The 26199-nt window shown below is 73.6% G+C and carries 26 protein-coding genes; 5 read left to right on the top strand and 21 right to left on the bottom strand.

Features of this window, described 5'->3' with window-relative positions; all coding sequences use genetic code 11:
- Positions 1-21 precede the first annotated feature (21 nt).
- A complete protein-coding gene (locus Gocc_RS09505) occupies positions 22-447 on the top strand; it encodes a vitamin K epoxide reductase family protein (RefSeq protein ID WP_114796329.1) in 426 nt (141 codons plus the stop codon).
- On the opposite strand, the gene Gocc_RS09500 is transcribed toward Gocc_RS09505, so the two are convergent.
- From Gocc_RS09500 to hemE, 9 genes are all read right to left on the bottom strand, one after another.
- Positions 444-1499, bottom strand: a complete 1056-nt coding sequence (locus tag Gocc_RS09500; RefSeq protein ID WP_114796328.1) for a class II aldolase/adducin family protein — start codon at positions 1497-1499, stop codon at positions 444-446. The genes Gocc_RS09505 and Gocc_RS09500 overlap by 4 nt on opposite strands.
- Before the next feature lie 75 nt (positions 1500-1574).
- Positions 1575-1982 (bottom strand): cupredoxin domain-containing protein, encoded by a 408-nt coding sequence (locus tag Gocc_RS09495; protein WP_181813539.1) that lies wholly within the window; start codon positions 1980-1982, stop codon positions 1575-1577.
- A gap of 113 nt (positions 1983-2095) precedes the next feature.
- A complete protein-coding gene (cofE, locus tag Gocc_RS09490) occupies positions 2096-2863 on the bottom strand; it encodes a coenzyme F420-0:L-glutamate ligase (RefSeq protein ID WP_114796326.1) in 768 nt (255 codons plus the stop codon).
- Between the two features lie 20 nt (positions 2864-2883).
- The gene (locus tag Gocc_RS16185) at positions 2884-3510 is read right to left on the bottom strand and encodes an NADPH-dependent F420 reductase (RefSeq protein WP_181813538.1); all 627 of its coding nucleotides are present in this window, start codon (positions 3508-3510) and stop codon (positions 2884-2886) included.
- Positions 3507-4418, bottom strand: coding sequence for a 2-phospho-L-lactate transferase (gene cofD, locus Gocc_RS09480; protein ID WP_114796325.1), 912 nt, complete (start codon positions 4416-4418; stop codon positions 3507-3509). The genes Gocc_RS16185 and cofD overlap by 4 nt, the downstream gene beginning before the upstream one ends.
- Positions 4415-4999 (bottom strand): NTP transferase domain-containing protein, encoded by a 585-nt coding sequence (locus Gocc_RS09475; protein ID WP_114796324.1) that lies wholly within the window; start codon positions 4997-4999, stop codon positions 4415-4417. The genes cofD and Gocc_RS09475 overlap by 4 nt, the downstream gene beginning before the upstream one ends.
- 107 nt (positions 5000-5106) lie before the next feature.
- A complete protein-coding gene (locus Gocc_RS09470; RefSeq protein ID WP_147281242.1) occupies positions 5107-5391 on the bottom strand; it encodes a hypothetical protein in 285 nt (94 codons plus the stop codon).
- Positions 5388-6593 (bottom strand): ABC transporter ATP-binding protein, encoded by a 1206-nt coding sequence (locus Gocc_RS09465; protein ID WP_114796322.1) that lies wholly within the window; start codon positions 6591-6593, stop codon positions 5388-5390. The genes Gocc_RS09470 and Gocc_RS09465 overlap by 4 nt, the downstream gene beginning before the upstream one ends.
- Complete coding sequence (gene hemE / locus Gocc_RS16585; protein WP_220150548.1) at positions 6590-7621, bottom strand: uroporphyrinogen decarboxylase; 1032 nt, start codon at positions 7619-7621, stop codon at positions 6590-6592. Before hemE ends, Gocc_RS09465 begins: the two co-directional genes overlap by 4 nt.
- Before the next feature lie 20 nt (positions 7622-7641).
- On the opposite strand from hemE, the gene Gocc_RS16580 reads away from it, so the two are divergent.
- Positions 7642-8460: a hypothetical protein gene (locus tag Gocc_RS16580; protein WP_114796321.1), complete on the top strand. Its 819-nt coding sequence runs from the start codon at positions 7642-7644 to the stop codon at positions 8458-8460.
- Here Gocc_RS16580 and Gocc_RS15675 read toward each other — a convergent pair.
- Positions 8423-9226: an ABC transporter permease gene (locus tag Gocc_RS15675; RefSeq protein WP_147281241.1), complete on the bottom strand. Its 804-nt coding sequence runs from the start codon at positions 9224-9226 to the stop codon at positions 8423-8425. The two genes, Gocc_RS16580 and Gocc_RS15675, sit on opposite strands and share 38 nt — an antisense overlap.
- Before the next feature lie 63 nt (positions 9227-9289).
- On the opposite strand from Gocc_RS15675, the gene Gocc_RS15670 reads away from it, so the two are divergent.
- Both Gocc_RS15670 and Gocc_RS09445 read left to right on the top strand, forming a co-directional pair.
- Positions 9290-11101: a hypothetical protein gene (locus tag Gocc_RS15670; protein ID WP_181813536.1), complete on the top strand. Its 1812-nt coding sequence runs from the start codon at positions 9290-9292 to the stop codon at positions 11099-11101.
- Positions 11098-13251 carry a hypothetical protein gene (locus tag Gocc_RS09445; RefSeq protein WP_114796319.1) on the top strand — a complete coding sequence of 718 codons (2154 nt, stop codon included), beginning with the start codon at positions 11098-11100 and terminating at the stop codon, positions 13249-13251. The genes Gocc_RS15670 and Gocc_RS09445 overlap by 4 nt, the downstream gene beginning before the upstream one ends.
- Here Gocc_RS09445 and Gocc_RS09440 read toward each other — a convergent pair.
- Genes Gocc_RS09440 through Gocc_RS16175 form a run of 9 tightly spaced genes read right to left on the bottom strand, consistent with a single transcriptional unit; the run spans position 13248 to position 22547 of the window.
- Positions 13248-13877 carry a class I SAM-dependent methyltransferase gene (locus Gocc_RS09440; RefSeq protein WP_114796318.1) on the bottom strand — a complete coding sequence of 210 codons (630 nt, stop codon included), beginning with the start codon at positions 13875-13877 and terminating at the stop codon, positions 13248-13250. The genes Gocc_RS09445 and Gocc_RS09440 overlap by 4 nt on opposite strands.
- Positions 13874-14629, bottom strand: a complete 756-nt coding sequence (locus Gocc_RS09435) for a glycosyltransferase family 2 protein (RefSeq protein ID WP_181813535.1) — start codon at positions 14627-14629, stop codon at positions 13874-13876. The genes Gocc_RS09440 and Gocc_RS09435 overlap by 4 nt, the downstream gene beginning before the upstream one ends.
- Positions 14626-15654, bottom strand: coding sequence for a glycosyltransferase family 4 protein (locus Gocc_RS09430; RefSeq protein ID WP_181813534.1), 1029 nt, complete (start codon positions 15652-15654; stop codon positions 14626-14628). Before Gocc_RS09430 ends, Gocc_RS09435 begins: the two co-directional genes overlap by 4 nt.
- Positions 15645-16634: a glycosyltransferase family 4 protein gene (locus Gocc_RS09425; protein ID WP_181813533.1), complete on the bottom strand. Its 990-nt coding sequence runs from the start codon at positions 16632-16634 to the stop codon at positions 15645-15647. The genes Gocc_RS09430 and Gocc_RS09425 overlap by 10 nt, the downstream gene beginning before the upstream one ends.
- Positions 16631-17701 carry a glycosyltransferase family 4 protein gene (locus Gocc_RS09420; RefSeq protein WP_220150547.1) on the bottom strand — a complete coding sequence of 357 codons (1071 nt, stop codon included), beginning with the start codon at positions 17699-17701 and terminating at the stop codon, positions 16631-16633. The genes Gocc_RS09425 and Gocc_RS09420 overlap by 4 nt, the downstream gene beginning before the upstream one ends.
- On the bottom strand, positions 17698-19797 hold the full coding sequence (locus tag Gocc_RS09415) for a glycosyltransferase family 39 protein (protein ID WP_114796315.1): 2100 nt from the start codon (positions 19795-19797) through the stop codon (positions 17698-17700). The genes Gocc_RS09420 and Gocc_RS09415 overlap by 4 nt, the downstream gene beginning before the upstream one ends.
- Positions 19787-21055, bottom strand: a complete 1269-nt coding sequence (locus Gocc_RS09410) for a glycosyltransferase family 4 protein (protein ID WP_147281240.1) — start codon at positions 21053-21055, stop codon at positions 19787-19789. Before Gocc_RS09410 ends, Gocc_RS09415 begins: the two co-directional genes overlap by 11 nt.
- Positions 21056-21098: 43 nt before the next feature.
- Positions 21099-22124, bottom strand: coding sequence for a glycosyltransferase family 4 protein (locus Gocc_RS09405; RefSeq protein WP_181813532.1), 1026 nt, complete (start codon positions 22122-22124; stop codon positions 21099-21101).
- Between the two features lie 12 nt (positions 22125-22136).
- Positions 22137-22547: a hypothetical protein gene (locus tag Gocc_RS16175; protein ID WP_181813531.1), complete on the bottom strand. Its 411-nt coding sequence runs from the start codon at positions 22545-22547 to the stop codon at positions 22137-22139.
- Positions 22548-22583: 36 nt separating this feature from the next.
- Between Gocc_RS16175 and Gocc_RS16170 the strand changes: the two genes are divergently transcribed.
- Complete coding sequence (locus Gocc_RS16170; RefSeq protein ID WP_181813530.1) at positions 22584-23648, top strand: glycosyltransferase family 4 protein; 1065 nt, start codon at positions 22584-22586, stop codon at positions 23646-23648.
- Here the strand turns inward: Gocc_RS16170 and Gocc_RS09395 are convergent.
- Complete coding sequence (locus Gocc_RS09395) at positions 23621-24718, bottom strand: glycosyltransferase (RefSeq protein ID WP_114796311.1); 1098 nt, start codon at positions 24716-24718, stop codon at positions 23621-23623. The genes Gocc_RS16170 and Gocc_RS09395 overlap by 28 nt on opposite strands.
- On the bottom strand, positions 24715-26193 hold the full coding sequence (locus tag Gocc_RS09390) for an oligosaccharide flippase family protein (RefSeq protein WP_147281239.1): 1479 nt from the start codon (positions 26191-26193) through the stop codon (positions 24715-24717). Before Gocc_RS09390 ends, Gocc_RS09395 begins: the two co-directional genes overlap by 4 nt.
- Between the last annotated feature and the right edge of the window lie 6 nt (positions 26194-26199).

Raw genomic sequence — 26199 nt, 5'->3', positions numbered from 1 at the left:
CCGGAGCGGCCGCGACGGAGGATGAGCGACCGCGCGCTGCGGCTCGCCCTGCTCGGCGTCTCGGCCGCAGGCGTCGCGGTCGCCGGGTACCTGACCGCCGTCCACTACCGGCCGGCGGCGCTCATCTGCACGGGAGGAGGCGGCTGCGAGACCGTGCGGGAGTCGGAGTACGCCGTGCTCGCGGGCGTCCCGGTCGCCGTGCTCGGCCTCGCGGCCTGGGCGGCGGCGCTCGCGCTGACCCTGTGGGGGTCGGAGCTCGCGCGCACGCTCACCGCGGCGCTCGCGCTGTCGGCGGCCGCCTTCGCCGCCTACCTCGTGCTGCTGCAGCTGTTCGTGATCGACGCGGTCTGCGTCTGGTGCATCGTCAACGACGTCGTGCTCGTGCCGCTGCTGGCCGTGCTGGCGCTGCTGCGACTGCGGACGGCCGGGTCGCGCGGCGAGGGCTAGGTCATCGGCACCTGGCGCAGGATGCTCGACTCGATGCGGTCGAGGATCTCCGTCAGGCTGTCGCCCGTGGCGGTGATGCCGTGGTTGCGCAGGCCGATCACCGCGTGCGCGGGATCGGGCTCGCGGGCGATCAGCGCGGCGACGGACTCGGCCAGCTCCTGCGTTCCGCACGGATAGTTGATGTCGGTGGCGGCGATGCCCTCCATCCAGGCGTGCACGTGCAGGATCGCGCCGACGTCCGGGTGCGCCCGGTAGATCATCCAGTGCTCGATCGCGTCGACGGACACGCGCCGCGGCTCGATCCCGGGCGGCACGCTGATCATCATCTTCGCGTTCGGCTCGTCGTAGCCGGTCACGAGCAGGATGTCGCGGCCGGGGACCTCGAGCCGGGACTTGTCGACGCCGCTCGCGCTCATCCAGAACCGCGTCGCGTCCTTGCGGGCCGACAGGTTGCCGTAGGAGAGGCCGCCGACCTGGTAGAGGCGCATCACGTGGCGCAGGTCGCGCTCGTCGAGGTACTCGTGCACCGGGAACGGCGCGGGCAGCAGGTCGAGCTCCTGCATGCGCTTCCCGCCGGCGGCGATGTCCGCCGTGACCTCGTCGCCGTCCCACAGCTCGGGCTCGAGATCGGGGACGAACTCGTTGTCGATGACGAGCTTCGACTTCGCGAGCGGCGCCAGCCGCTCGAACACCTCGGCCGGGTCGTCGGAGATCTTGTAGGTGCCGCGCTCCATCGTCGTGAACCAGACGCCCTTGCCGGGCACGTGGAGGACGACGACGTTCGCGAGCGTGCGGACGAGGTTCGGGTAGCTCGTGCGCAGCACGTCCTCCGGCTCGTCCTCGAGCTCGTAGAAGGACGCCGAATAGGTGCCGCGCGACGAGCGGCGGAACGCCTTCGGGTCGGCGGGGTCGAACATGTTGAGCACGAAGTCGGCCTCGGCGTGGTCGTCGACCCGCACGAACCCGTCGGCCTCGAAGGCCTCGCCGATCGACCGCACCCAGGCCTCGTGGCCGGGAGAGGTCGCCGTTCCCCAGATCGCGTATCTCCGCATGGCCGCAGTCTATCGCTCGCGGAGGCGCCGGGCCGGTGCTCGCCGGCCGGCGCCTCCGCGAGCGCGACGGACGACCTAGCGAACGTAGAAGTCGACGAACTGCCCGGCCTTGTAGTGCCCCGGCAGGTTGCAGAGCAGCGAGTAGTGGCCCGCCTTGAGCGTCAGCGTCAGCTTCTTCGTCTCACCCGGCTTCACCGAGCCGATCTCGCCGACGTTCCCGTCCTCGGCCGCCTCGGCGCCCTTGAGCAGGCTGCCCGCCGGCTTCGCGGTCTTGAGGACGACGAACTCGTGCTCGACCTTGCCCGTGTTCTTGACCGAGAACGTGACCTTGCCTGCCGGCGCCCCCTGCGCCGCCGGCAGGATGTTGAACTCGTTCAGGCCGACCGCCACCGTCTTCTTCGTGGTCACCGCGCCCGCCGTCAGAGCTCCGACGGAGACTGCGGCGACGCTGGCCGCGACGACGAGTACCGGAAGCTTGCGCATAGTGGTGCACTCCTCTGTGTGGTGTTGACAGTCCCGACGGTAGATCCGGCACCGCAGGGGCCGCATCGGTGTCCACGCTGAGCGAGCGTGGGGGTTTTCCCCCAGGTGGAGCGCTACCGGAACAGATCGCGCTCCCGCGGCATGAGGAGGTCGACGCCGCGGCCGTCGCCCGGGGCCCGCACGCCGCGCACGATCGCCGCCGGCACGCCGGCCGCCTTTCCCATCACGAGCTCGGCGGCGCCGGCGATCTCGTCGGCGACGGCGATCAGCGTCGAGCGCAGCTCGTAGCCGCGGGAGTCGCGCGTGCCGCGCAGGTCGCGCAGCGCCGCGATGCCCGCGATGCCGAGGGCGACGTCGGTCGTCCCCTGCCGCCAGGCCCGCCCGAAGGAGTCGCTCACGATCACCCCGGGAGCAACGCCCGTGCGCCGCTCGATCTCCTCGCGCAGGCGCGCGGCGGAGCGGTCGGGGTCGACGGGCAGCAGGATCAGCGTCCCCGGCCCCTTCGCGTTGGAGGCATCGACGCCGGCCGAGGCGCAGACGAACCCGTGGCGGGTCTGCGCGATGACGAGCGGCGGGCGGGAGCGCACGATCTCCGCCGACTCCTGGAGGATCACCTCCACCTGGCGCGGATCGCCGTCGGCGCCCGCGAGCTCCGCCGCCAGCGCGGAGGGCTCGACGTCCTCCAGGTGGACGACCCGGCCTTCGACCTTCGAGACCGCCTTCTGCGCGACGACCACGATGTCCCCCGGCTCGAGCCCGCCCACCCGCGCCGCCGCCGCAGCGATCAGATGTCCCAGGTCGTCGCCGTGCTCGAGCTCGGGCAGGCCGGCGAGGCCGATCACGCGAACGTCGGCGGGCGCCCGAGCATCGTGGTGATTCAAGACGACGTCTCGTGCGGCGCTCAGCGAGCGTCGACGCCGGTGATGCGCAGGCCGGCGTGCGCCTTGTAGCGCCTGTTCACGTTGACGATCACCGCGGTCATCCCCTCGAGCGCGCGGGCGCTCGCGAGTGGACCGGCGTCGACGGCCCGGCCGGAGGTGACCTTGCCGGCGAGCTCGAGCGCGAGCGCCTTCGCGTCGGCGTCGTCGCCGCACACGAGCGCATCCTCGTCGGGGGCGACCTCGCCGCCGAGGTTCGACGCGGCGAGCGAGTGCAGCCCGGCGACGACCGGGCCGTCGACGACATCCTGGATGCGCTGCGCGATCGACGTCGCCTCGGCAGTCGGGAGCACGCCCTCCTTGCTGAACACGAGCTCCGCGGCGACCGACAGCAGCGGCGTCGTGCCGATGGCCTCGCGCAGCGAGCGTGCGGTGTCGACGGCGCCGTCCGCCTTGGTCGCCAGCACGACGAGGTCGGCGGCACGCGCGGCGTCCTCGTTCGTCGCCCCGTCCACGCCGAGGCCGGCGGCGACCGCGCGCGCGCGCTCGGCGTCCCGCGAGCCGATGACGACGTCGTAGCCCGCCTCGCGCAGGCGCACGGCGAGGGCCGTGCCGAAGCCGCCGGTACCGCCGATCAGGCCGATCTTCACGATGCTGCCTCCAGTGTGGTCAGTGCGACCCGGCGGGCCGCCTCGCGGTCTGTCATCAGGGTGTCGGCGACGACGACCGGAACCTCGCCGGCGCCGGGCGCGTCCGCACGGTCGATCACGAGCGCGTCGAGCAGATCCTCGTAACAGTTTGTTACATGAGCTGGGGTCGTGCCGCCGGCCATGCGCGTGAGCATACGGTCGAGCGGGCCCCTGACGGCGCGGCCGCCGACGAGCGGGCTGACGGCGACGCAGCGGACCGCCCGCGTCGCGAGGGCTTCGCGGATCCCCGGCACGGCCAGGATCGGGTGGATCGACACGTACGGGTTGCTCGGTGCGATCACGATCGCGTCGGCGGCGGCGAGCGCGTCGAGCACGCCGGGCGCGGGACGGGCCTCCCGCGCGCCCTCGAACACGAGCGCGTCGACCTCGTCGCGATGGCCGCGGGCGACGAACCACTCCTGGAAGGGGAGCGTCCCCGCAGGGGTGACGAGGAAGGTGCGCAGGCGATCGTCGCTGGCGGGGACGAGCCGCGTCGCGAGGCCGGCCGCCTCGACGAGCCGCGCCGTCACCGCCGACAGCGGCTCTCCCGCACGCAGCGCCTGGGAGCGGACGAGGTGGAGGCCGATGTCGAGGTCGCCGAGCATGAACCAGCCCTCGCCTCCCCAGGCCCGCGCCGAGGCGAGCGCGTTCCAGGTCTCCCCCGCACGGCCCCAGCCGCGCTCGCCGTCGTTGAGGCCGGCGAGCGCGTACAGGACCGAGTCGAGGTCGGGTGAGACGTGCAGGCCGAGCACCTCGAGGTCGTCACCGACGTTGCCGATCACGGTCAGCGCGCCGGGGTCGAGCACGTCGTGGAGGCCCGCGGCGAGCTTGGCCCCGCCGACGCCGCCGCTGAGGAGCACGACCTTCATGCGACCGCCTCGCACACCGCGCGCGTGCGCGGCCCCGCGCGGAGCCCCACCCGGTCGAGATCGTCGAGCGTGTCCACGTCGTCCTGCAGGTTCGGCAGCCCGAGATCGTGGTGGACGAGGCCGAGCGCCGAGGCGTGGGCCCTGAACTGCGCGGCGCTGCCCGGCCCGTAGAGCGGCCGGAACGCCTCCGCGTAGGGGAGGCCGAGCGCGTTCGTCGTACCGTCGCGGGCCGCGACGATCGCGACGGCGCCGCCCCGCGGCGCGATCGCGAGGGCCGCGAGGTCGGAGGGCCGCAGGCGCGGCACGTCGGCGTTGACGACGAGGCAGACGCCGTCGACTCCCGCGAGCGCCGCCAGCACCGCGGCCCCCTGGCCGCCCCCCGGGTCGGCGACGACCTCGACCGCGAGCGCCTCCGCCACGACCGCCGCCGCGCCGTCGTCGGTCACGAGCCGCACGCGATCGGCGTAGCAGGCAGCCGCTTCGAGCACGTCGCCGAGCATCGCGAGCGCGACCTCGACGCGAAGCTCGGCCGGCAGCCGGCTCTTGCCGCCGGAGCGGAACGGGACGACGACGGTGGGCATGCGCTGAGAGTAGACACAGAGTCGTCACACGCTCGTCACGTGTCGCGACGTCGCGCGAACGCGTGACGCGCATGGTCGATATCCCGGCGCGGGAGCGGCCGCCGGCGTCAGGCTGCGTGCGAGGGGGCGCCGGGGCCGGAGGTGGCCCACTCGTGCACCTCGAACCAGTGCGTTCCGGTGAGAGCGGCCGCGACCTCGGCATCCGTATGGGTCGCGTTGTAGACGTGATGCTCGAGGTCGCAGCAGATGTCGATCTCGCCGAGCGAGGAGTGCGAGATCCTGGACAGCACGTCGAACGGCAGCTGCGCCTCCGCGACGGTCATGTGCTTGAACTGCAGGTCGGGCGCGATCTGCATCAGCTCGGGCCAGTCGGGACAGGTCTTGTAGCTCATCGGCTCCACCGTTTCGCGTCGCTGCTCCAGGTTCCTCCGAGACGGACGAGGCCACGCTCGTCCCCGTCAGGGTAGACGAGGAAGCCGAGCGCGTCGTCGAGCTGGTGCAGCGTGCGACCGTCGGCCGAGACGAGCCCGAGGCGCACGTGCAGCCGCCCGAACGCGAGCGGCGGCCGCTCGACGTCGAGGCGGACGTCGAAGCGCCCGGGCGCGGCCGGCCAACCGACGGACGCGGTGTCGAGCGTGTCCTCGGCGACGAGCAGCCCGGTCGTGTCGCGGATCTGGAGATGGAGCGCGGGGGCGGGAAGCTGCTCGTGCGCCTCGATCGAGACGGCGACGGCGATCGGCTCTCCGGCGAGGAACTGCTCGCGCTCCTCGCCGGCGGCCCCGAGCAGCCGGGCGCCGACGATCTCGGCCTCGCCGCTGCCCCATTCGCGCAAGCCGCCGCCGCGCTCGGCCGGGTCGAGGTCGTCTGCGAGCAGGCGGCGGTAGCGGACGATCGCCTCGTGCGTCGGGCCGTCGTACACCTTCTCGCCGTCGCAGAGGAGCAGCGAGCGCTCGCACAGGCGCTCCACCGCCCGCGCGTCGTGCGACACGAACAGGATCGTGCCGCCGCCGTTCTTGAACTCGGCGATGACGCCGAAGCACTTGCGCTGGAAGTTCTCGTCGCCGACCGCGAACACCTCGTCGAGCAGCAGCACGTCCGCCCGCAGGAAGGCGGCGATGGCGAACCCGAGGCGCATCGCCATGCCGGACGAGTAGGTGCGCAGCGGCCGGTCGATCGCATGCTCGAGCTCGGCGAAGGCGACGATCTCGTCGAAGCGCTCGCTGATCTCGGCGCGGCGCAGCCCCTGGATCGAGCCGTTCAGGAACACGTTCTCGCGCCCGCTGAAGTCGGGGTGGAAGCCGGCGCCGAGCTCGAGCAGCGAGCCGATGCGGCCGCCCACCTCGACGCGTCCCGCCGTCGGCTTGATGATCCCGGCCAGCACCCGCAGCAGCGTCGACTTGCCGGAGCCGTTGCGGCCGACGAGCCCGACCGCCTCGCCCGGGCGGATCTCGAGCGAGACGTCGCGGAGCGCCCATACGTCGTGGCCGCCGGTGCGCCCGCGCGCGACGAGGAGCTCCTTCAGGGTGCGGGTCTCGCGTGCGTGCACGCGGAAGCGGCGCGAGACGGCGTCGGCGAGGATCGACCCGGGCCTCACGCGGGCACCGGAGCCGCCGAGCGCTCGCGCACGAGCGCGGCGAGCCGCGTCAGGGTGTCGGCGTCGACCGACGGGAGCACGCCGTGACCGAGGTTGAAGATGTGCCCCGGCCGGCCGGCGGCCCGCGCGAGCACGTCGAGCGCCTCCGCCTCGATGCGCTCCCAGGGGGCGAGCAGGACAGCCGGATCGAGGTTCCCCTGTACGGCGCGGTCGGGCACCCTGTCCCAGCCGGCGTCGAGCGGGATGCGCCAGTCGAGCCCGATCACGTCGCCGCCGGCGGCGGCCATCTCCTCGAGCAGCGTCGCCGTGCCGGTGCCGAAGTGGATCGTGGGCACGTCGACGGCCGCCAGGATGCGAGCCGAGTAGGGCGCCACGTACGTGCGGTAGTGGGCCGGCGACAGCGCCCCCACCCACGAGTCGAACAGCTGGATCACGTCCGCGCCGGAGCGCGCCTTCGCCGCCACGTAGGCGGCGAACGTGTCGGCGAGCCTGGCGAGCAGCGCATGCCAGACGGCGGGTTCGGTCAGCATCAGCCGCTTCGTGACGGCGAACTCGCGGCTCGGCCTGCCCTCGACGAGGTAGCCGGCGACGGTGAACGGCCCTCCGCAGAAGCCGACGACCGCCTGGTCGGGGCGGAGCGCGCCGCGGACGAGGCGCACGGCCTCGAGCACCGGCGCGAACGCCTCCTCCGGATCGGGCACGCGCAACGCCTCCACGTCGGCCATCGTGCGCACCGGCCTGTCGACGACCGGGCCGACCCCCTCGACGAGCCTGACGTCGAGGCCCATGCCGAGCACGGGGGTCATGATGTCCGCGAACATGACGGCGGCGTCGACGTCGTGGCGCCGCACCGGCTGCAGCGTCACCTCGGCGCACAGCTCGGGCGTGCTGGCGACCTCGAAGAACGCGTGCTTCTCGCGGATCGCGCGGTACTCGGGCAGCGAGCGGCCCGCCTGGCGCATGAACCACACCGGCGTTCGCTCGACGGGCCCGCGCCGGGCGGCGCGCACCAAGAGGGGCTCGGCCACACGGCTAGAGTAGCCCCACCGTGGAGCGCGTCGGCGAGCATCCCGTCCCGCCCGGGCCGCTCGCGCCCCGCTGGCGGGCCTGGTCGCTCGAGCCGCCGCGGGCGGGAGCCCCCGGCCGCGCGCGCGTCGCGCTCGAGAACGCGGGCAGCGCCGCCTGGCACTCGCACGGCGATACGGGCGTGCAGCTCGCCTACCACTGGCTCGACCCGCTCGGCAACCCGATCGTGTGGGACGGCGAGCGCACCGCGTTCCCGCGTCCGGTCGCCCCGGGCGAGACGGTCGAGCTCGACGTGCCCGTGCGCGCGCCCCGGCCGCCGGGGCCCTACCGGCTCTCGTTCGACCTCGTCGAGGAGCACCGCTTCTGGTTCTCGGAGATCGGCTGCGCCACGCTCGACATCGCGGTGGAGGTGGCACCGCGGATCGCGGCGCGCACGCTCGCCGTGCGGGTCGCGGGCGGCGCGCATGCGCAGACGAGCGCGGCGCTCGCCGCGCAGGAGGAGCCCGTCGTCGACGGCGACGCCGAGGCGGTCGCGTATCTCGTCGCGGGAGCGCTGCCGGCACCCGACTGGTCGCGGCGCCTGCTCGACGCGCATGCCGAGGGCTGGGCGGCCGTGGGCGGAGCGGTCGTCCCGGCGCAGAAGGACCGCGAGCTCGCCGCATGGGCGGCGGGAGGCGGCCGCAACCCGCGCTTCGGCCGGCCGCTGCTGCTCCCCTCGCTGCTCGAGGGCGCCGAGCCGGGCGCGCATCTCGGCCTGCCGGCCTACCTGGGCGAGGACGGCCTCTTCGACGGGCGCATCGAGGTCAGACTTCCGCCGCGATCCGGTCGTCGACGCGCGTGAACACCCAGGCGCCGAGGAGCAACGCGGCCGCCGTCTCGACGAGGAAGTAGACGGCGTCGCCGGCCGCGGGAGCGGCGCCGAAGAAGAGGGGTGCGCGGATCGCCTGGATCGGCGGCGTGAGCGGGTTGGCCCAGTGGATGACGTCGATCAGCCACGGGTGCGTGGCGGCGACCGGCAGCCCCTCGAGCCCGTACAGCACCGGCGTGAGGAAGAAGAGCGGCAGCAGCGCCGCGGCGACCACGAACTCGACGTCGCGGAAGACGGCGTTCGCCGAGGCGACGGCGAGCGCGAGCCCCGCGACGAAGAGCACGAACAGCGCGCCGAGCGGCAGCGCGAGCCAGGCGGCGCCGCGCGCGCGCGGCAGCACGGCGACGCACAGGGCGAGCACGATGGCGAGCATGACCGCGAACGCGACGACCTGCGTGGCGACGATCGAGAGCGGCACGAGCTGGCGCGGGAACCGCACCTTGCGGATCAGGTTCGCGTTCTCGATCAGGCTGCGGGACGCCGACTGCAGCGACGTCGCGAAGAACACCCACGGCGGCAGCCCGCTGAGGAGGAACAGCCAGTAGCGGTCGACGGCCTTCGTCGGCGTCGCCTTCCACAGCACCGAGAAGACGACGAGGTAGACGAGCATCAGCAGCACGGGCAGCGCGAGCGACCAGGCGAGCCCCAGCACCGAGCCCTTGTACTTCGCGCGCAGGTCGCGCCGGAAGAGGCTTCCGAACAGCTCGCGATAGCGGTAGAGGTCGGCGTAGACGCGCATCGACGGATTGTAGGGGCGGGGTTTGCCCGGCACCCCGCCGCAGCAGGCACTACCCTTCGACGCGTGAGAGCGGCCGTCACGATCGCCGCCCTACCGGTCGCGTCCACCGTCCTCTGGGGCCTTCTCCGCTCGTCGTTCCGCGGACGGCTCGTCGCCGCGCCCACGGGCGAGCGCTGGCACGACCGGCCCACGCCCACCTTCGGCGGCGCCGGCATCTTCGCCGGCATCGCCGCCGCTGCCGGCGCCGCCGTCGCGGCGGGCGCCGTCGAGGCGAGCTGGACGCTTGCCGGCGTCCTCGCCGGCTGCGCCGTCCTGTTCGCCGCCGGCCTGATCGACGACATGCGCCACCTCAGCCCCGCCGCGAAGCTCGCGGCCCAGTTCCTGGCGGCGGGGCTCGCCGTCTCCTCGGGGCTGCGCGTCGACCTGATCGGGAACGACGTCGTCGCCACGGTCGTGGCCCTGGTCTGGCTCGTCGGCATGACGAACGCGTTCAACCTGCTCGACAACATGGACGGCCTCGCGGCGACCCTCGCCACCGTCGCGTGCGCGTACTTCGCGATCGACGCGGTCACGGTGCACCCCAACCGCCTCGTGCTCGTGCTCGCCCTCTCGCTCGGGTTCGCGTGCGCGGGATTCCTTCCCTTCAATCTGCGTCCGGGCGGCGACGCTCTCGTCTTCATGGGCGACTCGGGGAGCCAGGTGCTCGGATTCCTGCTCGCCGCGCTCGGTCTCGCCGCGAGCTGGACGACCGCCGGGACGACGGTCGCCACGATGCTCCTGCCGCTGCTCGTCCTCGCGATTCCGATCCTCGACACGACGCTCGTCACGATCGTGCGCATCGCCGAGCGCCGTCCCGTCACGCAGGGGGGCAAGGATCACACCTCGCACCGGCTCGTGTACTTCGGCCTCTCGGAGCGGAAGGCGGTCGGGCTCCTCGCGATCATCGCCGTCGCGCTCGGGGCGACGAGCGTCGCCTACAACGTGCTCGACGATCCGCGCATCACGGCCGTCGGGGTCCTGCTGACCTTCGTGCTGCTCGTGCAGTTCGGCGGCTTCCTGAGCGACCTCGACGAGCGCAGGCGCCGCGGCCAGGTTGGCGACACGTCGCTGCGGCGCGCGCTCACGTTCGAGCCGCGTCGACTCGTCGAGGTGCTCGTGGACTTCGTCGCCGTCTGCGCGTCGTTCCTCCTCTCGTACCTCGTCGTCGTCGGCGGAGAGGGCACCGACCTCCAGCGCTCCGTGTTCCTCGGCTCGCTGCCCGTCGTGCTCGGCATGCGATACGTCGTGTTCGTCGCCTTCCGCGTCTACCGGCGCGTCTGGCGCTACGCCGCGCCCCGTGACGCCCTCGCGATCGCTACCGCCGTCGCGATCTCGGAGGTGCTGGCATTCGGGGTGGTCGTCGCGACGAGACCGCTCGGCGACTTCCCCGCGCGGGTGTTCGCCGTCGACGCGGTCGTCTGCGCGGCGATCGTCTCCGCCTCCCGACTCGCGCTGCGCCTCGCTCCCGAGCTCGCGGGCCTGCGCGCACGTGGCGCCCGGCGCCGGGTCATCGTCGTCGGCGCCGGGCGAGCGGGCCGCAGCCTCGTCCGCGAGCTGCGCGAGGACACATCTGCGCGGGTCGTCGCCTTCATCGACGACAACCCGGCTCTCCGCGGCCGTCGCGTGCAGGGCGTCGGGGTGATCGGCGGCACGCACGAGATCGCGTCCGCGCTCGAGACGACGGGGGCGCGCGAGGTGCTCGTCTCGATCCCGAACGCCCCCGACGACCGCCTCGAGCGGATCGTCCTGGCGTGCGCGGACGCGGCTGTGCCCTGCCGCTTCGTGCACCGCCGTACCGAGACGATGGCGCCCTGCGCCGAGGCAACCGCCGAGTGACCTCCGCCGCCAGACGCGCCTCGCGCCTGCTCGAGCGGCTGCCGCTCGACACCCTCGTTCCCCTCCTCGCCGCCTATTTCGCTCTCTCGCTGCTCTACGCCTGGCAGGCGTGGCGACGCGAGACGCCGACGATCTTCACCGACGAGCTCGAGTTCACGCAGATCTCGCGCGCGATCGCGGAGACCGGCCACCCGGCGCGCCGTGGCGAGCCGTACGGGTTCATGTCGCTCGTTCCCTACCTGACCGCACCGGCGTGGCGGATCCAGTCCGTGTCCGGCGCCTACGACACGGTCAAGTACGTGCAGGCGCTCGTGATGGCCCTCGCGATCCTCCCGGCGTACGGAATCGCACGCTTCGCCGTCAGCCGCCCGTGGGCGATGTTCGCCGCCGTCGCGACGATCGCGGCGCCGGCCCTCTCGTACGCGCCGATCCTCGTCGAGGAGCCGTTCGCCTACCCTGCGGCGACGCTCGCGCTGTACCTCTTCGTCCGCGCCGTGTGCCGGCCGACCCGGGCGACGGTTGCGCTCGCGCTCGGCGGAGGCGTCCTCGCCGCCGCGACCCGCTCCCAGCTCGTGGCGCTCGTCGGCGCCTTCCTGCTCTCGCTGCTCGTGCTCGGATGGCAGGCCGACGCGATGCGACGCTGGCGCTCCACGTGGGACGCCTGGGACTGGACAGGGGCGGCGCTGCTGGCGCTCGGCGCCGTGTTCGCGTTCTCGTCGTTCATGGGCTGGCGCTCGCAGGAGTGGGCGACGACGACGGCCTTCTGGAAGGGACGCATCTTCGACTACGGGGTGTGGGCGATGGGGGCCCTGGCGATCGGCGTCGGCGTCGTCCCGCTCGTCGCCACGCTCGCGGTGCTCATCCGCCACCGCCGCGACCGGCAGGATCCCGGCCTGCGTGCGTTCGGCATCGTCACGGCGACGAGCCTCGTCGCGCTCTGGTGGTACGCCGCCGTCAAGGGCGCGTACCTGTCGACGATCTTCTCGAGCCTCGTCGTCGAGCGCAACCTCATCTACCTGTGCCCGCTGCTGTTCACCGGCACGGCCGTGCTGCTCGCGCGCCGCGACGCGCGCTGGTGGGCCGTGCTGCCGGCGGGCGCCGCCGTGCTCTACCTCGTCTCCTCGACACCGACGAAGCTCGACCAGTACCCCTACTACGAGGCGCACGGGCTCTCGATCCTCGCGCTCGCGAACCGGGAGCTGCGCTGGACGTCCGGCCGCATCGACACGGCGCTCGTCCTCATCGCCGCCGTCTCGACGCTCCTCCTGCTCGGCCTGCGCCCGCTCGCTCGCTTCAACGCGCAGTGGGCGCGCGCCGGCGTCGTCGCGCTCGCGGCGCTCGTGCTCGGCTGGAACCTGACGAACGAGATCTACGCGGCCCGGGGCGAGCGCGCGTTCTCGGAGCGGATGGCCCTCAACCTGACCAGGCCGTACAACTGGGTCGATCGCGCCACGGGGAACGGCAGTGTCGTGATCGTCGGCCAGCAGGTGACCGACCCGACCGGGCTCTGGCTGACGGAGTTCTGGAACCGGTCGATCAAGAAGGTGTGGAGCGTCGACCCCACTGCCCCCGCGCCCGGCCCGGGGCCAACTCTGACCCCCGACCTGTCGAGCAGCGACGGAACCTTGACGCCCTCTCCCGGCACGCAGTTCGCGCTGGCCCTGAACGGGGTGACGCTCCAGGCGCCCGTGGTCGAGCAGATCGGCACGACGATCCTGTACCGGCTCGGAGGCGCGCCGCTCAAGCTCGCCTACTCGCAGAGCGGCGTCTTCTCGGACGGCTGGATGGGGCGAACGAGCGCATACAACCGCTTCACGTCGGCCAGCGACGGTGCGGGGAGCGCCCGGGTCGAGCTCTCGCGCGCCGCCTTCTGCACGAACGCCCCGATCCCGGGCGGGGTGATCGTCAAGATCGGCCCGCTCACGATCGGTGCCGACAGACAGCCTCGTCTCGCCGCCGTCACCGCGCAGCGCCAGGTGCGCGTGCGGCCCTGCCCCGGCGGGGAGCAGGCCGTCCTGCTGCCCGCCCCGCGCGGCCCCTGGCGCGTCGAGGTGACGGCCGACACGTTCGTCCCCGCGAACGTCGACCCGCGTCTCAGCGACCGGCGCGAGCTGGGCGTGCAGGTCTCGTTCGGCTTCGAGCCACGCTAGCGGTCGTCATCCCGCCAGGCGGCGACGACGTACGTGAAGCGGCGGCGCAGCACGAGGCGGGCGATCGGGCCGACCCTCCCCACGCCGCGCAGAGCCGCGCCGAGCGGCCGCGGCAGAGCACGCGTCTGCGGGACGAAGAACGGGCGCAGCGCGAACCGGTCGAAGCCTGCCGCCCGTAGCTCGGCGAGCACCGTGGCGGGCTCGTAGCGGCGGGGATCGAGGTCGAACACGAGCTTGCGGCTCGTGAAGCCCGCGACACGGCGAAAGAACGCAGGCCGGTCGACGACGTAGTAGAGCGCCCGGAAGAGCGTCGTCGCCGCCACGGGCTCCGCCGGGACGAACTCGTTCAGGTCTCCGACGGCAACGCCGGCGCCGAGCCGCCGCTCGGCCTCGGCCGCCATCTCCGGCGTGGCATCGACGCCGCGGTAGAGCAGGCCCGCCCGACGCAGGTGCGAGCCGAGCCCTCCGTCGCCGCAGGCAAGGTCGAGCACGGTCTCTCCGGGAACGAGACGGGGGCCGAGGCCGACCACCAGCCGTGCCCGCTGCGCGAGGTAGGCGCGCGCGTCGGCGTACTGCGCGTCGCTCCAGCCGGCGGCGCTGCGGGCGTACTGGTCCGCCTTGCTCACAGCGCCGTGAGCCGCTCGGGATGCTTGCGCACGAATCGCGCCATCCCGCGTAGATGCCACCACGTGTGCCGCGAGAAGAAGGTGCGGTCGATCACCGCCGCGTAATCGTGGGTGACGACGGCAGCGGGCACGTACCAGCGCTCCCAGCCGGCCCGCGCGGCGCGGTACTGGAGGTCGATGTCCTCGACGTAGTGGCGGAAGCCCGGATCCCAGCCGCCGATCTCGTCGAGCATCGCGCGTCGCTGCAGGAGGAAGGCGCCGAGCATCCAGTCGGCGGGGACGGGCGCGGCCGGCCGCTCGTCGAGCAGGTAGTGGTCGCGCTGCGCGAAAGGTCCGCGCAGGCGCCGCAGGGGCGTGCGGCGCACGATCGTGCCCCCGACCGTCGGGAAGCGGCGGCGGGAGGGCTGCCGGCTGCCGTCGGGCCACAGCAGCTGCGGGCCGGCGACGCCGCAGCGCGGATGCTCGGCCATGAACGACGCCAGGATCGCGACCGCGTCGGGCGCCGCCAGCGCATCCGGGTTCGAGAACAGCACGAGCTCGCCCGAGGTGGACGCGACCCCGAGGTTCACGTTGGCCGAGAGCGACAGCGGACGGCGGTTCTCGATCACCCTGACGCCGGCCGGGACGTCGCCGGCCGACCCGGGCACGTTCGCCACGAGCACGAGCTCGTCCACCTGCGGCAGCAGCGCCGGCAGCGACCGCTCGAGCTCGCGCGCGTGGCCGTGCGAGACGACGACGGCGGAGACGCTCACCGCCCGATCACCTCGCGGTACACGGCCAGCGTCCTCTCCGCGGTAGCCGTCCACGAGTAGGCGCGTGCGCGCTCGAGCCCCGCGGCGACGAGGCGATCATGGTCGGCGAGCGCCTGCCGGATACCGCCGGCGAGAGCGCCGCCCTCGACGACGACCGCCGCGCCGCCGGCGACCTCGAGCAAGGCCGGGTCGGGCACGGTGACGACCGGCGTCCCGCTCGCCATCGCCTCCAGCACGGGCAGTCCGAAGCCCTCGTAGCTCGATGCCTGCACGAGACACGCGGCGCCGCGGTAGAGCGCCGCAAGCTCCTCGACGGTCACGTAGCCGCGCAGCGTCGCGCCTCGCTCGCGCAGCTCCCGGGCGAGCGCGGCATCCTTCTCGGGCCCGACGACGACGAAGGGCAGTCCGACCTCCTGCGCCGCCTCGAGAGCGGCGAGCTGGTTCTTGCGCGCCTGGATCGCCCCCACCGACAGCACGTAGTCCCGCGTTCCCCCGCTGCCGGGGCGAAACGCGGGATCGACGCCGTTGGGCGTCACCACGATCGCGGCGGGCGCGAGGCCGTACAGCTCGACGAGGTCGCGCTTCGAGCGCTCCGACACGGTGAGCACCCGCGCGGCGCGCCGGGCGGATCGCGGCACGATGCGCGGGAAGACGAGGCGGTCGCGGCGACGCATCAACTCGGGACGGCGCTCGAACGAGAGATCGTGGATCGTGACGACAGCCGGGCACGGGCTGCGCAGCGGCAGCGCGTACTGGGTGTGCACGAGCGACGCACCGGAGCGCCTGAGCAGGCGCGGCAGCGCCCATGCCATCCGCAGCTCCTGGCTGGGCACGTCGAGGCGGATCGCCTCGATGCCGGGAGGGACGAGCTCGGGCGCGCGGGTCACGGCCGCGAGCCGCAGCCCGGCCGCGCCGGCGAGCGCCGGCAGCTCCCGCAACACGTTGAGCACGTACGTCTCGTCGCCGGTGCGGCGGCGGCCGAGCACGTCGGCGTCGATGACGACGAGCGGGACGCTCACGCGCACGCCCTCTCGTACGACGCGACGGCCGCCTCGGCCGCCCGCGACCATGTGTACAGCGGAGCGCGCTCCAGCCCGAGCCGCCGCAGCTCGTCGCCCCGCTCCGACACCTCGCCGATCCCGGCGGCGATCGAGCGGGGGTCGAGCGGATCGACGAGCACCGCCGCCGACCCCGCGACCTCGGCCATCGCGCTGTCCCGGCTCGTCACGACCGGCGCGCCGCAGGCCATCGCCTCGGCCACGGGGATGCCGAAGCCCTCGTACAGCGACGGGTAGACGAGGCAGCGGGCGCCGCGGTAGAGCGCTGCGAGCTCCTCGTCCGCGACGCGGCCGAGCCAGCGCACTCCCGCGCCCTCCGCTTCGACGCCGCCCCAGCCGCGCGCGCCGACCACGCGCAGCTCGACGCCGGCGAGCCGCGCGGCCTCGATCGCCCGCGGCAGGTTCTTGCGCGGCTCGAGGGTGCCGACGGCGAGCACGTAGTCGCCCTCGGCGGCGCGGCCGGCGGTGGTGAACACGGGGTCGACCGCGTTCGGGACGACGTCGATGCGGTCGGGATCGACGCCGCACAGCTCCGCCGTCTCGCGCCGCGAGAACTCGGATACGGCGATCACACGGCGCGCGGCGCGGATCGTAGGGCGCAGGCCGGTGTGCGCGTACAGGCGCGTCCAGGCCGGGAACGCCTCCGGGTAGCGCAGCACGGCGAGATCGTGGACGGTGACGACGACCGGCGCGCGGGAGCGCCTCGGCGCGCGGAAGATGGTGCAGTGGAGCACGTCGATCCCGGCTCGACGCGCCGCCCGCGGGAGCAGCACCGGGTACCAGAGCACATCCCGCGCGACGGCCGTCCAGCGGCCCGGGCCGCCCCATGTCAGCCGTCGCAGCTCGAGTCCGTCTCTCTTCTCCAGCTCGCCGAGCAGGCCGCGTATCCAGCGGGACGTGCCGGCAGCGTCCTGCTGCAGCGGTGCCACGTCGATCCCGACTCTCACGTCCGCTCCTCGTAGGCACGAAGCATGATCTCGCCGGTCGTCCTCCAGGCGAACGCCGCCGCGTGGGCGAGGCCGAGCCGGACGAGCTCCTCTCGCCGTTCGACCGCGTCGCGGATCCCGGCGGCGATCGCCTCCGCATCGAGCGGGTCGACGCGCACCGCCGCGTCGCCGCACGCCTCGTCCAGCGACGGATGCGCCGACGCGACGACCGGCGCGCCACAGGCCATCGCCTCGACGATCGGCATCCCGAAGCCCTCGAACAGCGACGGGTAGACGTAGACGGCGGCGCCGCGGTAGAGGCGGGCGACCTCGTCGTCTGTGACGTAGCCGAGACGCTGGATGCCCGGGTCGTCGAGTCCCTCCCGCTCGCCCCAGCCGGCGCCGCCGGCGAGCACGAGAGCGAGCTCGCCGTCGAGCAAGCGCCATGCCTCGACGAGCCTGCGCAGGTTCTTGCGCGGCTCGAGCGTGCCGATCCCGAGCACGTACGGTCGGCCGCGGTCGGCCGCCGGCCCGTCCGCCGTGAGGCCCGGCGCGAGGCCGGGAGGCGCCACGACGATCCTGTCGGCCGCGACCCCGAGCGTGGCGGACACGTCAGCGGCGGTGTAGCGGGAGTTCGTGAAGATCACGTCACAGGTCCGTGCCGCGTTCTCGTACTTGCGCGTGTGCATCGAGCGCGTGCGCGGCGTCACGAGCTCCGGGTAGTGCAGCGGGACGAGATCGTGGATGACGGTCGAGCGCACACCCGCGCGTTGCGGCGGGTACATCCAGTCCGTGAACTGGAGTGCGTCGAAGCGCCCGAGAAGCCGCTCGGCGCACGGATGGCCGAGACGGCTCCACGCGGTACGGACGGCGTGGGACGCGGGCAGCGGCCAGAGCAGCTGCCGCACGGCGATCCCGTCGAGGGCCGTCCGGATGCGCGGCGGCCCGGCGAGGCTCGTGGGTGCGAAGGCGACGACCTCGTGGCTGGCGCCGGCAGCCGCGACGAGGCCCGCCAGAGAGCCGCGGATGTAGTTGCCGATGCCGGTGCGCCGATGCGACAGTGGCGAGACGTCGACGGCGATTCTCATCGCTCGAGGACGAAGCCGTCGAAGTGGGCGCCCAGCACGCGGTCGTCGCCGTTGCCGAGCACGACGGCGGGGTTCGCCGTCGGCGATACCGCGTACTCGACACGGCATCGCCCGTCGACCGGCTCGAGCCGCACGCGGAAGGTGCCGCGGCGCCCCGTGGGGTCGACGGTGAATCGGCCCGTGACGCGCCCGTTCTGCGTCGCCGTCACGACCTGCGGCTCCTTGAAGAGACCCGGATCGGTCCAGATCCCGACCGCGACCGTGCCGCCGCGACAGCGCCCGCGCGTGTACACCACCGTCTCGCCCGACCAGGTGTCGTTCGGGTACAGGCCCTCGACCCGCGAGACCGAGGCGAACGGCCCGTCGAGCCGCCAGAGCGTCATCCCGCGCTCCCCGTCGCGGGCCACGATCTCGCCGCCCGGGTCGATCGAGTTGTCGACGAGCACGTACCTGGGTGCGAACGGCGTACCGCCCGCGAGCGTGAATGCTCGCGTCGCCGGGTCGAAGTCGAGCTTCGTCTCGGGCAGGTTGCCGGGCGTCGGCGCGCCCGTGTAGTAGACGCGCGCGAGCTTGCGGTTGAAGAACTCGTTGACGTTGACCACGAACCGGTCGGGGCTGCCCGTCCACACCGCGGCCGCCGTCGCGCCCGCGGGCAGGGCGGCGTCGATCCAGTCGCGGTCGGGCACGCGGATGCCCTGGAAGAGGGCCCCGGCGCCCGCCTGCTTGAAGCCGTATGGATACGGCCCGAACCAGATCGGCTTCATCGCCGCAACCCACCAGGCGAGGACGACGAGAGGCACCGCGAGGGCGTAGCGCACCGGCACGAGCAGGAAGAGCAGGCCGGCGGCGGCGGACGCGGCGAAAATGGTCCAGTCGATCGAGTCGAACAGCAGGTGCCCGAACATCGCCCAGATCGGGAGCAGGGCCAGCGCATCGGAGATCGCCCCCGTCTCGATGAAGCGCGGGTACGGGAAGAACAGCGGCATCGCGACCGCGAGCACGGCGGCGGGCAGCGCGAGAGCGGGCGGCCGCGGAGCGCCGCGGTGCACCCAGACGAGCGTCGCGAGCACGAACAGCGGCACGATCACGAACAGGTTCCGCTCCTGGATGCGGGTCGGGATGTTCTCCCAGACGAACGCCGCGACCGCGACCGTCATGAACAGCGCAGCCGGGAGCGCCGCCGCGACGAACGCCTGCACCGGCCGCGGCTGCCGCCGGACGAGGCCGACGAGCACGATCGATGCGGCGAGCGGCAACACGCCCATGTACAGGGTCAGCTCCTCCAGGTGCCACGCCGCGTACCGCAGCACCGGGCCGAGCGGATAGCTGCCGTCGCCGACGCCTCCGTAGGCTCCGAGCAGCTCCCGCGGCGAGCGGCCGCGCACGACCTCGAGCAGGACGAGGGCGATCCCGCCGCCGACGAGCAGCGCGTACACGAGCCGGTACGGACGCAGCCCCGAGCGAAGCGGGAGCCGCTCGAACAGGACGAGCAGCGCCGGCGCGGCGAGAATGGCGGGTACGAGGGCGAGCGCCTGCACCCGTGTCTCGAAGGCGATCGCGAGCACGAGCAGCAGCGCGGCCTGAGCGCCGGCGCTCGGACGCTCGAGCATGCGCACGAGCAGCCAGACGAGAAGGAGGAACAGCGGGTAGAACGCGTTCTCGGTCATCACCGTGGCCGTGTACACGAGCGACGGCAGCCCGACGGCGAGCACGGCGGCGAGGAGCGAGAGCCCGACGGGAAGCATCCGCCGCGCGAGCAGGTAGGACGGGATCGCCGCCAGCGACATGAGCAGGCTGTTGATCGTCTTCACGGCGCCGTACGCGCTCGGGAGCGCGTCGAACAGCGCGTAGGCCGGGCTGATGAGAACCGGGTAGACGATCCCGTAGCCGCTCGTGGGCACACCGCGGACGAGGAAGTCGCCGCCGGCCGCGAAGCTGCGCGCGAGCTCCGAGTAGATGATCTCGTCGACGACGATGAACGGGGACATCATCCCGCGCGCCAGCCACGCACGGATGCCGAACGACGCGGCGACGATCGCGGCGAGCCACATCCACGGCGGTACGGCGCGCAGCCTGAGCGCGAGCTCAGCGCCCAAGCTCGACCTCGGACAGTCGACGTGCGATCTCGGCGGCTTCCGGCGTGTCCGCGCCGATCCCGACCTCCGCGGCCGCGCGCGCGACGTCACCGAGCACCGCGTCCGCGACGGCGCCCCCGCCTGCCGCCTGTTCGAGCGCGGCGACGTACAGCTCGGCGACGCGGTCGAGGTCGTGCTCGCGGCGGGCGAGCTCCGCCGCGGCCGCTCCCATCGCGTCGCGCACGTCCGGCCGCGAGGCGAGCAGCTCCAGGGCGACGACGAGGTGCTCGACCTCCCGCTCGCCGACCGGCACCTTGAGCGCCACCTCGTCCGGCAGCTCCGCGAACCAGCCGACGTCGCTGACGACGAGCGGCTTGCCGAGGGAGAGCGCCCGGATCGCGGTGCCGGAGGTCTCGCCCATCGTCGGCGAGCGCAGGTTCACGTGCACGTCGGCCGCCTTCATCAGCGCCCACAGGCGGCTCTCGTCGACGAAGCCCTCGCGCTCGATGCCGCCGCCGTCGAGCCCGAGCCGCTGCAGGCGGCGGTCGAGGTCGAAGCCGGGAGAGGCGGCGCCGACGAGCAGGAGCCCGGCGCGGGGGCGCCCCCTGCGGACGCGCGAGAACGCCTCGAGCAGCTGCGGGACGCGCTTGCTGGCGTTCACGTTGCCGAACGTGCCGAACAGCGGCTCGCCGGCGACGGTCGCCGCCGGGCCGCCGGGCACGGGGAAGGCCGGGTGCGGGATCACCCACGCCGGCCCGCCGTAGCCCGCCTCCCGCGCGCGGTCGCGCACGTAGCGCGAGTGGACGATGAGGCCGGTGGCGAGGTCGAGCACCTCGCCGGCGAGGTGGAAGTCCTGCGGGCGGTTCTCCCACAGCGGCGGGATGCGCTTGTCGAGCACGGCGTGGCCGAGCAGGCGCCCGACGACGCCCCCCTCGCGCTCCATCGCGTCGAGGTAGCCGTGGCCGTCGCGGCGGCCGATCGTGAGCCCGGCGACGAGGTGGTGGAGCACGAAGTCGTGCAGCACGACCACCCCGGGGGTGCGGCGCAGCGCCTCGACGATCCAGCCGTGCGCGTCCGGGTTGTTGCCGACGTGGTAGACGCACAGATCCGTGCCGCGCGGCGCCCGCTTGCCGCCGCGCTTCGCGACCACGACGTCGCAGCGCTCGCGCAGCGCCGGGAGCAGCAGGGCCGAGTAGTCGGCGATGCCGGAGCGCTCCGGCGGCATCGGGGTGAACAGCGCCACCTTCACCGCGCCGTCCTCCTCTCGACGGAGCGCCACGAAGCTCGTTCAGCACGGAGCCGTGAACACCGGGCGGCGGCGCTCACGCGAGCAGCCTTGCGATCGCTCTCTCCCACGTCACCTCGACGGCGATCGCGTTGCCGGTGCGGCCGTAGGCGGCGGCCTCGTCCGGATGGTCGCGGAGCCATGCCGCCGCCCGCGCGACCGCCGCCGGCTCCGGGTCGACGACGGCGCCGGTCGATCCGTCGCGCACGACCTCGAGCGGCCCGCCGGCGTCGGTGGCGGTGATCACGGGCTTGCCGGACAGGAACGACTCGTACGGGCCGAGCCCGAAGTCCTCGTCGACCGGCGCGTAGAAGGTGGCGAAGCACGTCGCGTAGAGGTCCGCGAGCTCCTCCACGGAGACGCGGCCCGCGAAGCGGACGCGCCCGCCCACGCCGCGCGCGTGCGCAAGCTGCTCGAGCCGCGCGCGCTCGGGCCCGTCGCCGGCGATCACGACCCGCAGCGACGGGTCGGCGGCCGCCGCCTCCACCAGCAGGTCGACGCGCTTGGCCCGGTCGAGCCGGTTGACGGACAGCACGAAGTCCCCGTGGCCGTCGTTGCGGTACGCGAGTGCCTGCGCGGGATGCGGAAGCACCTCGGCGACGAGCCCCGTCGAGCGCTCGAGCCGTCCGGCCACGTTCCGCGAGGTGGCGAAGAGGCGGGTCGCCTCGCCGAGCGTGACGCGGTCGAGCTCCTGCACCTTGCGGCGCAGCGCGCGCTCCTCGGGCGCCTCGCCGAACTGTCCGAGCTCGCTGCGGTCGAGCTCGTACGCCTGCCGGAACTGGTGCACGAGCCAGACGCGCTTCTCGGGATGACGCACCACGTAGGACGGGAACTTCGTCGCCACGACCATGTCGATCGGCCTGCCGTCGGCCTCGGTCAGGTCGAGCAGGCGCCATGTGAACGCCTGCGTGAGCACGCGGGCGCCGGGGTACCACTTGAACGGCACGGACACGATCTCGGCCTCGTGGCCGCGGGCACGCAGCTGCTCGACGAGGGTGTCGGTGAAGATCTCCGCCCCTCCGTGGGCGAAGGGCACCTGGGGCCTGCAGACCGCGATTCTCACGGAAGGCACCCGCTAGCGGCTCTTCGCATCGCGAAGAAGCGCCACCTCGGCCTGCAGCCGCTCGACCTGCTCCTGGAGGTCGTCGATCAGGCGCAGGACGGCGGCGTTGAACGAGCGCTGGTCGTAGGCGAGCGGCTCCACGTACCAGCGCATGAGCTTGCGCAGCACCGCCTTGACCGGGGTTCCGACACCCCCGCGCACCCCCGGCCGCAGGCGCAGGGAGCGGTCGGCGGAGACGGGCCACAGCCGCTCGGCCTCGTCGCGTGCGGCGCGGCGGTCGGAGCCGTCGCCGTGTGCGCCGCCGGGATCGGCGCCGGAGCGGCGCACCTCCTCGCGCAGCGCCTCGATCAGCGCCTCGACATCCACCGGCTCGGGAGCCGAAACCCCTGCAGCCGCGTCGTTTTCGTCGCTCTCGCCGGGCATCGGGCCATTCTAGCCCCGGCTATAGGATGCTTCCCCGTGCGTGTCGCCCTCTCCATGCTCACGCTCGTGCCCGGCGCGATGGGCGGTAGCGAGACCTACGCCCGCTCGCTCTGCCGCGCCCTCGCCGCGCGGCGGCTGCTCGACGTGACCGCGTTCGTGCCGGCGATCGCACGCGACGCGGGCGAGGGGCTGCCGACCGAGGTCGTGGACGAGTACCGCTCGGGCACGACGGCGGCCGCGAAGCTGCGAGGCGTCGCCCGCGCGCTGGCATCGCCCGGCGCGATGCGCCTGCGCTACCGCGGCATCGACGTCGTCCATTACCCGTTCACGGTGCCGCTGCCGCGGCTGCCCGCGCGCGTCGTGATCACCTTGCACGACGTCCAGCACCTCGACGTACCCGGCCTGTTCTCGCGCGCCGAGCGCGCATACCGGAAGGTCGCGTACGACCGGGCCGCACGCGGAGCCGACATCGTCGTCGTGCCGACCGCGTTCGTGCGCGGCCGCGCGCTCGAGAAGCTCGGGCTGGAGGAGAGCCGGGTGCGGGTGATCCACCACGGCGTCGACCACGCGCAGTTCCGCCCCGACGGAAGCGAGCGCGAGCCGTTTCTGCTCTACCCGGCGCGCACATGGCCCCACAAGAACCATCGGCGTCTGCTCGAGGCGTTCGCCCTGCTGCGGCGCGATCGCCCCGAGCTCCGGCTCGTGCTCACGGGCGGCGGCAGCGAGGCGCTTGCCGGCCCGCCCGGCGTCGAGGCACGAGGGGCCGTGCCGCAGGCCGAGCTCGTCGGGCTCTATCGGCGGGCCGCCTGCCTCGTATTCCCGAGCCTCTACGAGGGGTTCGGCGCGCCGCCGCTCGAGGCGATGGCCTGCGGCACGCCCGTGGCAGCATCGAATGCCGCGTCTCTGCCGGAGGTGTGCGGCGACGCCGCCGTGCTGTTCGAGCCTGACGATCCGCGCGCGATCGCGGCCGGCGTCGAGGCGGCGCTGGCGCGGGCGGACGAGCTCGCGCGGCGAGGTCTCGAGCGGGCGGCCGCCTTCACGTGGGACGCGGCAGCACAGCGACACGAAGACGCCTACAGGTCGCTCAGCACGCGCTCGTAGGCGGCGGCAAGCCGTTCGGCGGCCGCGCGCGCGGAGTAGCGCTCGACGATCGCCCGCGGGTAGGAAAGCCTGCCCCCGCCGAGCCGCTCGCCGATCAGCCCGGCCAGTGCCGGCCAGTCGCCGGGAGAGAACAGCGCCGCCCCGGAGCCGGCGAGCACCTCGGGAATCGCCCCCGACGAGCTCGCGACGATCGGGGCTCCGGCCGCCATCGCCTCCGCCAGCACCATCCCGAACTGCTCCTCCCACAGCGGCACGGGAAGGCTGGCGAGCACGACACACGCCGCCGACGCGAAGACCCCGGGCATCTCGCCGTAGGGGACGGCTCGAATCTCGACGCGTCCTGCGAGCCCGAGCTCTGCGGCGTAGCGCAGCAGCCGCTCGCGCTCCGGCCCTGCTCCGACGATCAACAGGCGAACGTCGGCGTCGAGCGCCGCGAGCGCCCTGACGACGTCGTAATGACCCTTCTCCCATACGAGCCGTCCCGGTGAGACGACGAGGGCACCGGTCCCGGCGGCGCCGGCGGCGCTGCTGAACCGTTCGGCGTCGATTCCGGGCGGCGACACGACCACCCGCTCCCCCGGGACGCCTTCGAGCAGGAGGCACCGTCGTGCGCGGTCGGTCGCGGCGAGCATGAGGTCGGCCTCGGCGACCGCGAGCCGCTTGTACCGCCTTCCCCGCGAGCGGCGATACGTGTCGAGGAACGGGATCGTCTCCCATACCGTCAGCACCAGCCGGTAGCCGAGCTTCCGCTTCAGCGCCGCGGGCTGGCCGCTGAACCAGACGCCGAGCTCGGCGCTGTGGACGATGGCGGCCCCGGCCAGCGCCTCCTCCAGCCCGAGGTAGCGGTCGCCGAGCGCGAGCACGGCGAGATCGCCGATCCGCCCGGCGGGCAGACGGTCGCGCAGCGCACGGACCGGTAGCCGCTGCACGTTGCCGGCCGAGAGGTCATAGGCGTTCGACCCGGTGACGCCGACGACGACGTCGAAGCGGTCGGCGAGCAGCTCCCACGGCCGCAGCTCCCACGGGTTGGCGCTGTGCCCGCGCAGGACGACGACGCGGGGCCGTGTCACGAGCCGCCCCGGGAGCTGGGATCGCGCCGCGCCAGCGCCTCGAACACCTCGACGGGAACCGCGCGCGCGACGAGTGCGACGACGGCGAACGCGGCGACCGAGAGAACACCTGCGACCGCGGCGCCGAGCCCCGGCACGAGCAGGGGCGCGGCCCCGGCGCCGAGCGCCAGGCCCGGTCTCCACAGGAAGCCGAAGCCGGGCGCGGTCGCGGGAGCGGCCCGAACGAGGAGGGCGACGAGCGTCGCGCACAGCGCGACCTCGGCGGCGATCCCGGCGATCGCCGCCCCCACGCCGCCGTAGGGAGGGATGAGAGCGAGCCCGACCGCGACGACGACGACCACGGCGAGCGCGTTCCCGAGCGCGAGCGCCCGCTGCCGGCGAAGCGACAGGAGCGCGAGCCCGAGCACCTGCCCGGCGAACAGGGGAATGAGCGCCCACGCCTGGATCCGGAGCATCGGCACTGCTCCGGCGAACTCGTCGCCGAACAGGAGCGGGACGGCCGGCGCGAGCGCGACCGTCACGAGCGCGATGCCGCCGGAGGCGACGACCGCCAGCTCCAGCGTTCGTTGCAACCCGTAGCGCAGCCGCTCGAGATCCTCGGCAGCGGCGACCGCGAGCAGGGGGAGCGCGACGGAGAGCGCGAGCGTGGGCAGTCCGACGAGCATCTCGAAGACGCGGAACGCGGTGGCGTAGTAGCCGGTCTCGGTGTCGCCATCGAGCAGCGACACCATGATCACGAGCAGGCGCAGGTACAGCACGTTCATCGCGATCGCCACCGCGACCGGCAGCGCCTCGCGCAGCAGCGAGAGCGCGGACGCCCGTTCGAGCCGCGGCAGCAGCACGCGGACGCCACCGACGAGCGGCGGCGTCAGAAGCAACACGAGCCCGCCCACGATCGCTTGCACGGCGAAGTAGGGCAGCAGCGACGCACCGGCCAGGGCCAGTGCCGCGACGCCGGCGAGCGTCAGGGCCTGCTTGAGCAGCTCGAACGCCGTCACGGCTCCGAGCCGCAGCTCGACGGAGAGCGGCATCATTGCCGTCGCCTGCGTGTTGACGAGCAGGACGCCGAGGCCGCCGAGCAGGGTCGCCCACACCATCGTCGCGTCGTAGCCGGCGACGACGGCGAAGCCGGCGGCGGCCAGCACGGCGAGGAAGCTGGCGACGACGCGAAGGGCGACGAGCTGCCGCAACAGCTCCTGACGGGCTCGCCCGGGCGGGCGGATCGCGAGCTCGCGGCTGCCGACGGCCGTCAGCCCCGCGTCGGTGATCGTCGACACGATGCCGAGAAGCGCCGCCACCGTGCCGTAGCGGCCGAAATCGTCGACGCCGAGGCCGCGGGTGAGGAAGACCGCCGTGAGCGCGCCGACTACCATGCCCGCGCCGTAGCCGGCCGCCCGCAGCGCGCCCCCGCGAATCACCCGGCCTCCGGCCTCGGGTGTGCGCAGGACGTCCACGGGTGTGTTCTCGGCGCTCACAGTAAG

The organism is Gaiella occulta, assembly GCF_003351045.1.
Lineage (GTDB): Bacteria > Actinomycetota > Thermoleophilia > Gaiellales > Gaiellaceae > Gaiella > Gaiella occulta.
This window is presented reverse-complemented; position numbering and strand designations above follow the sequence as displayed.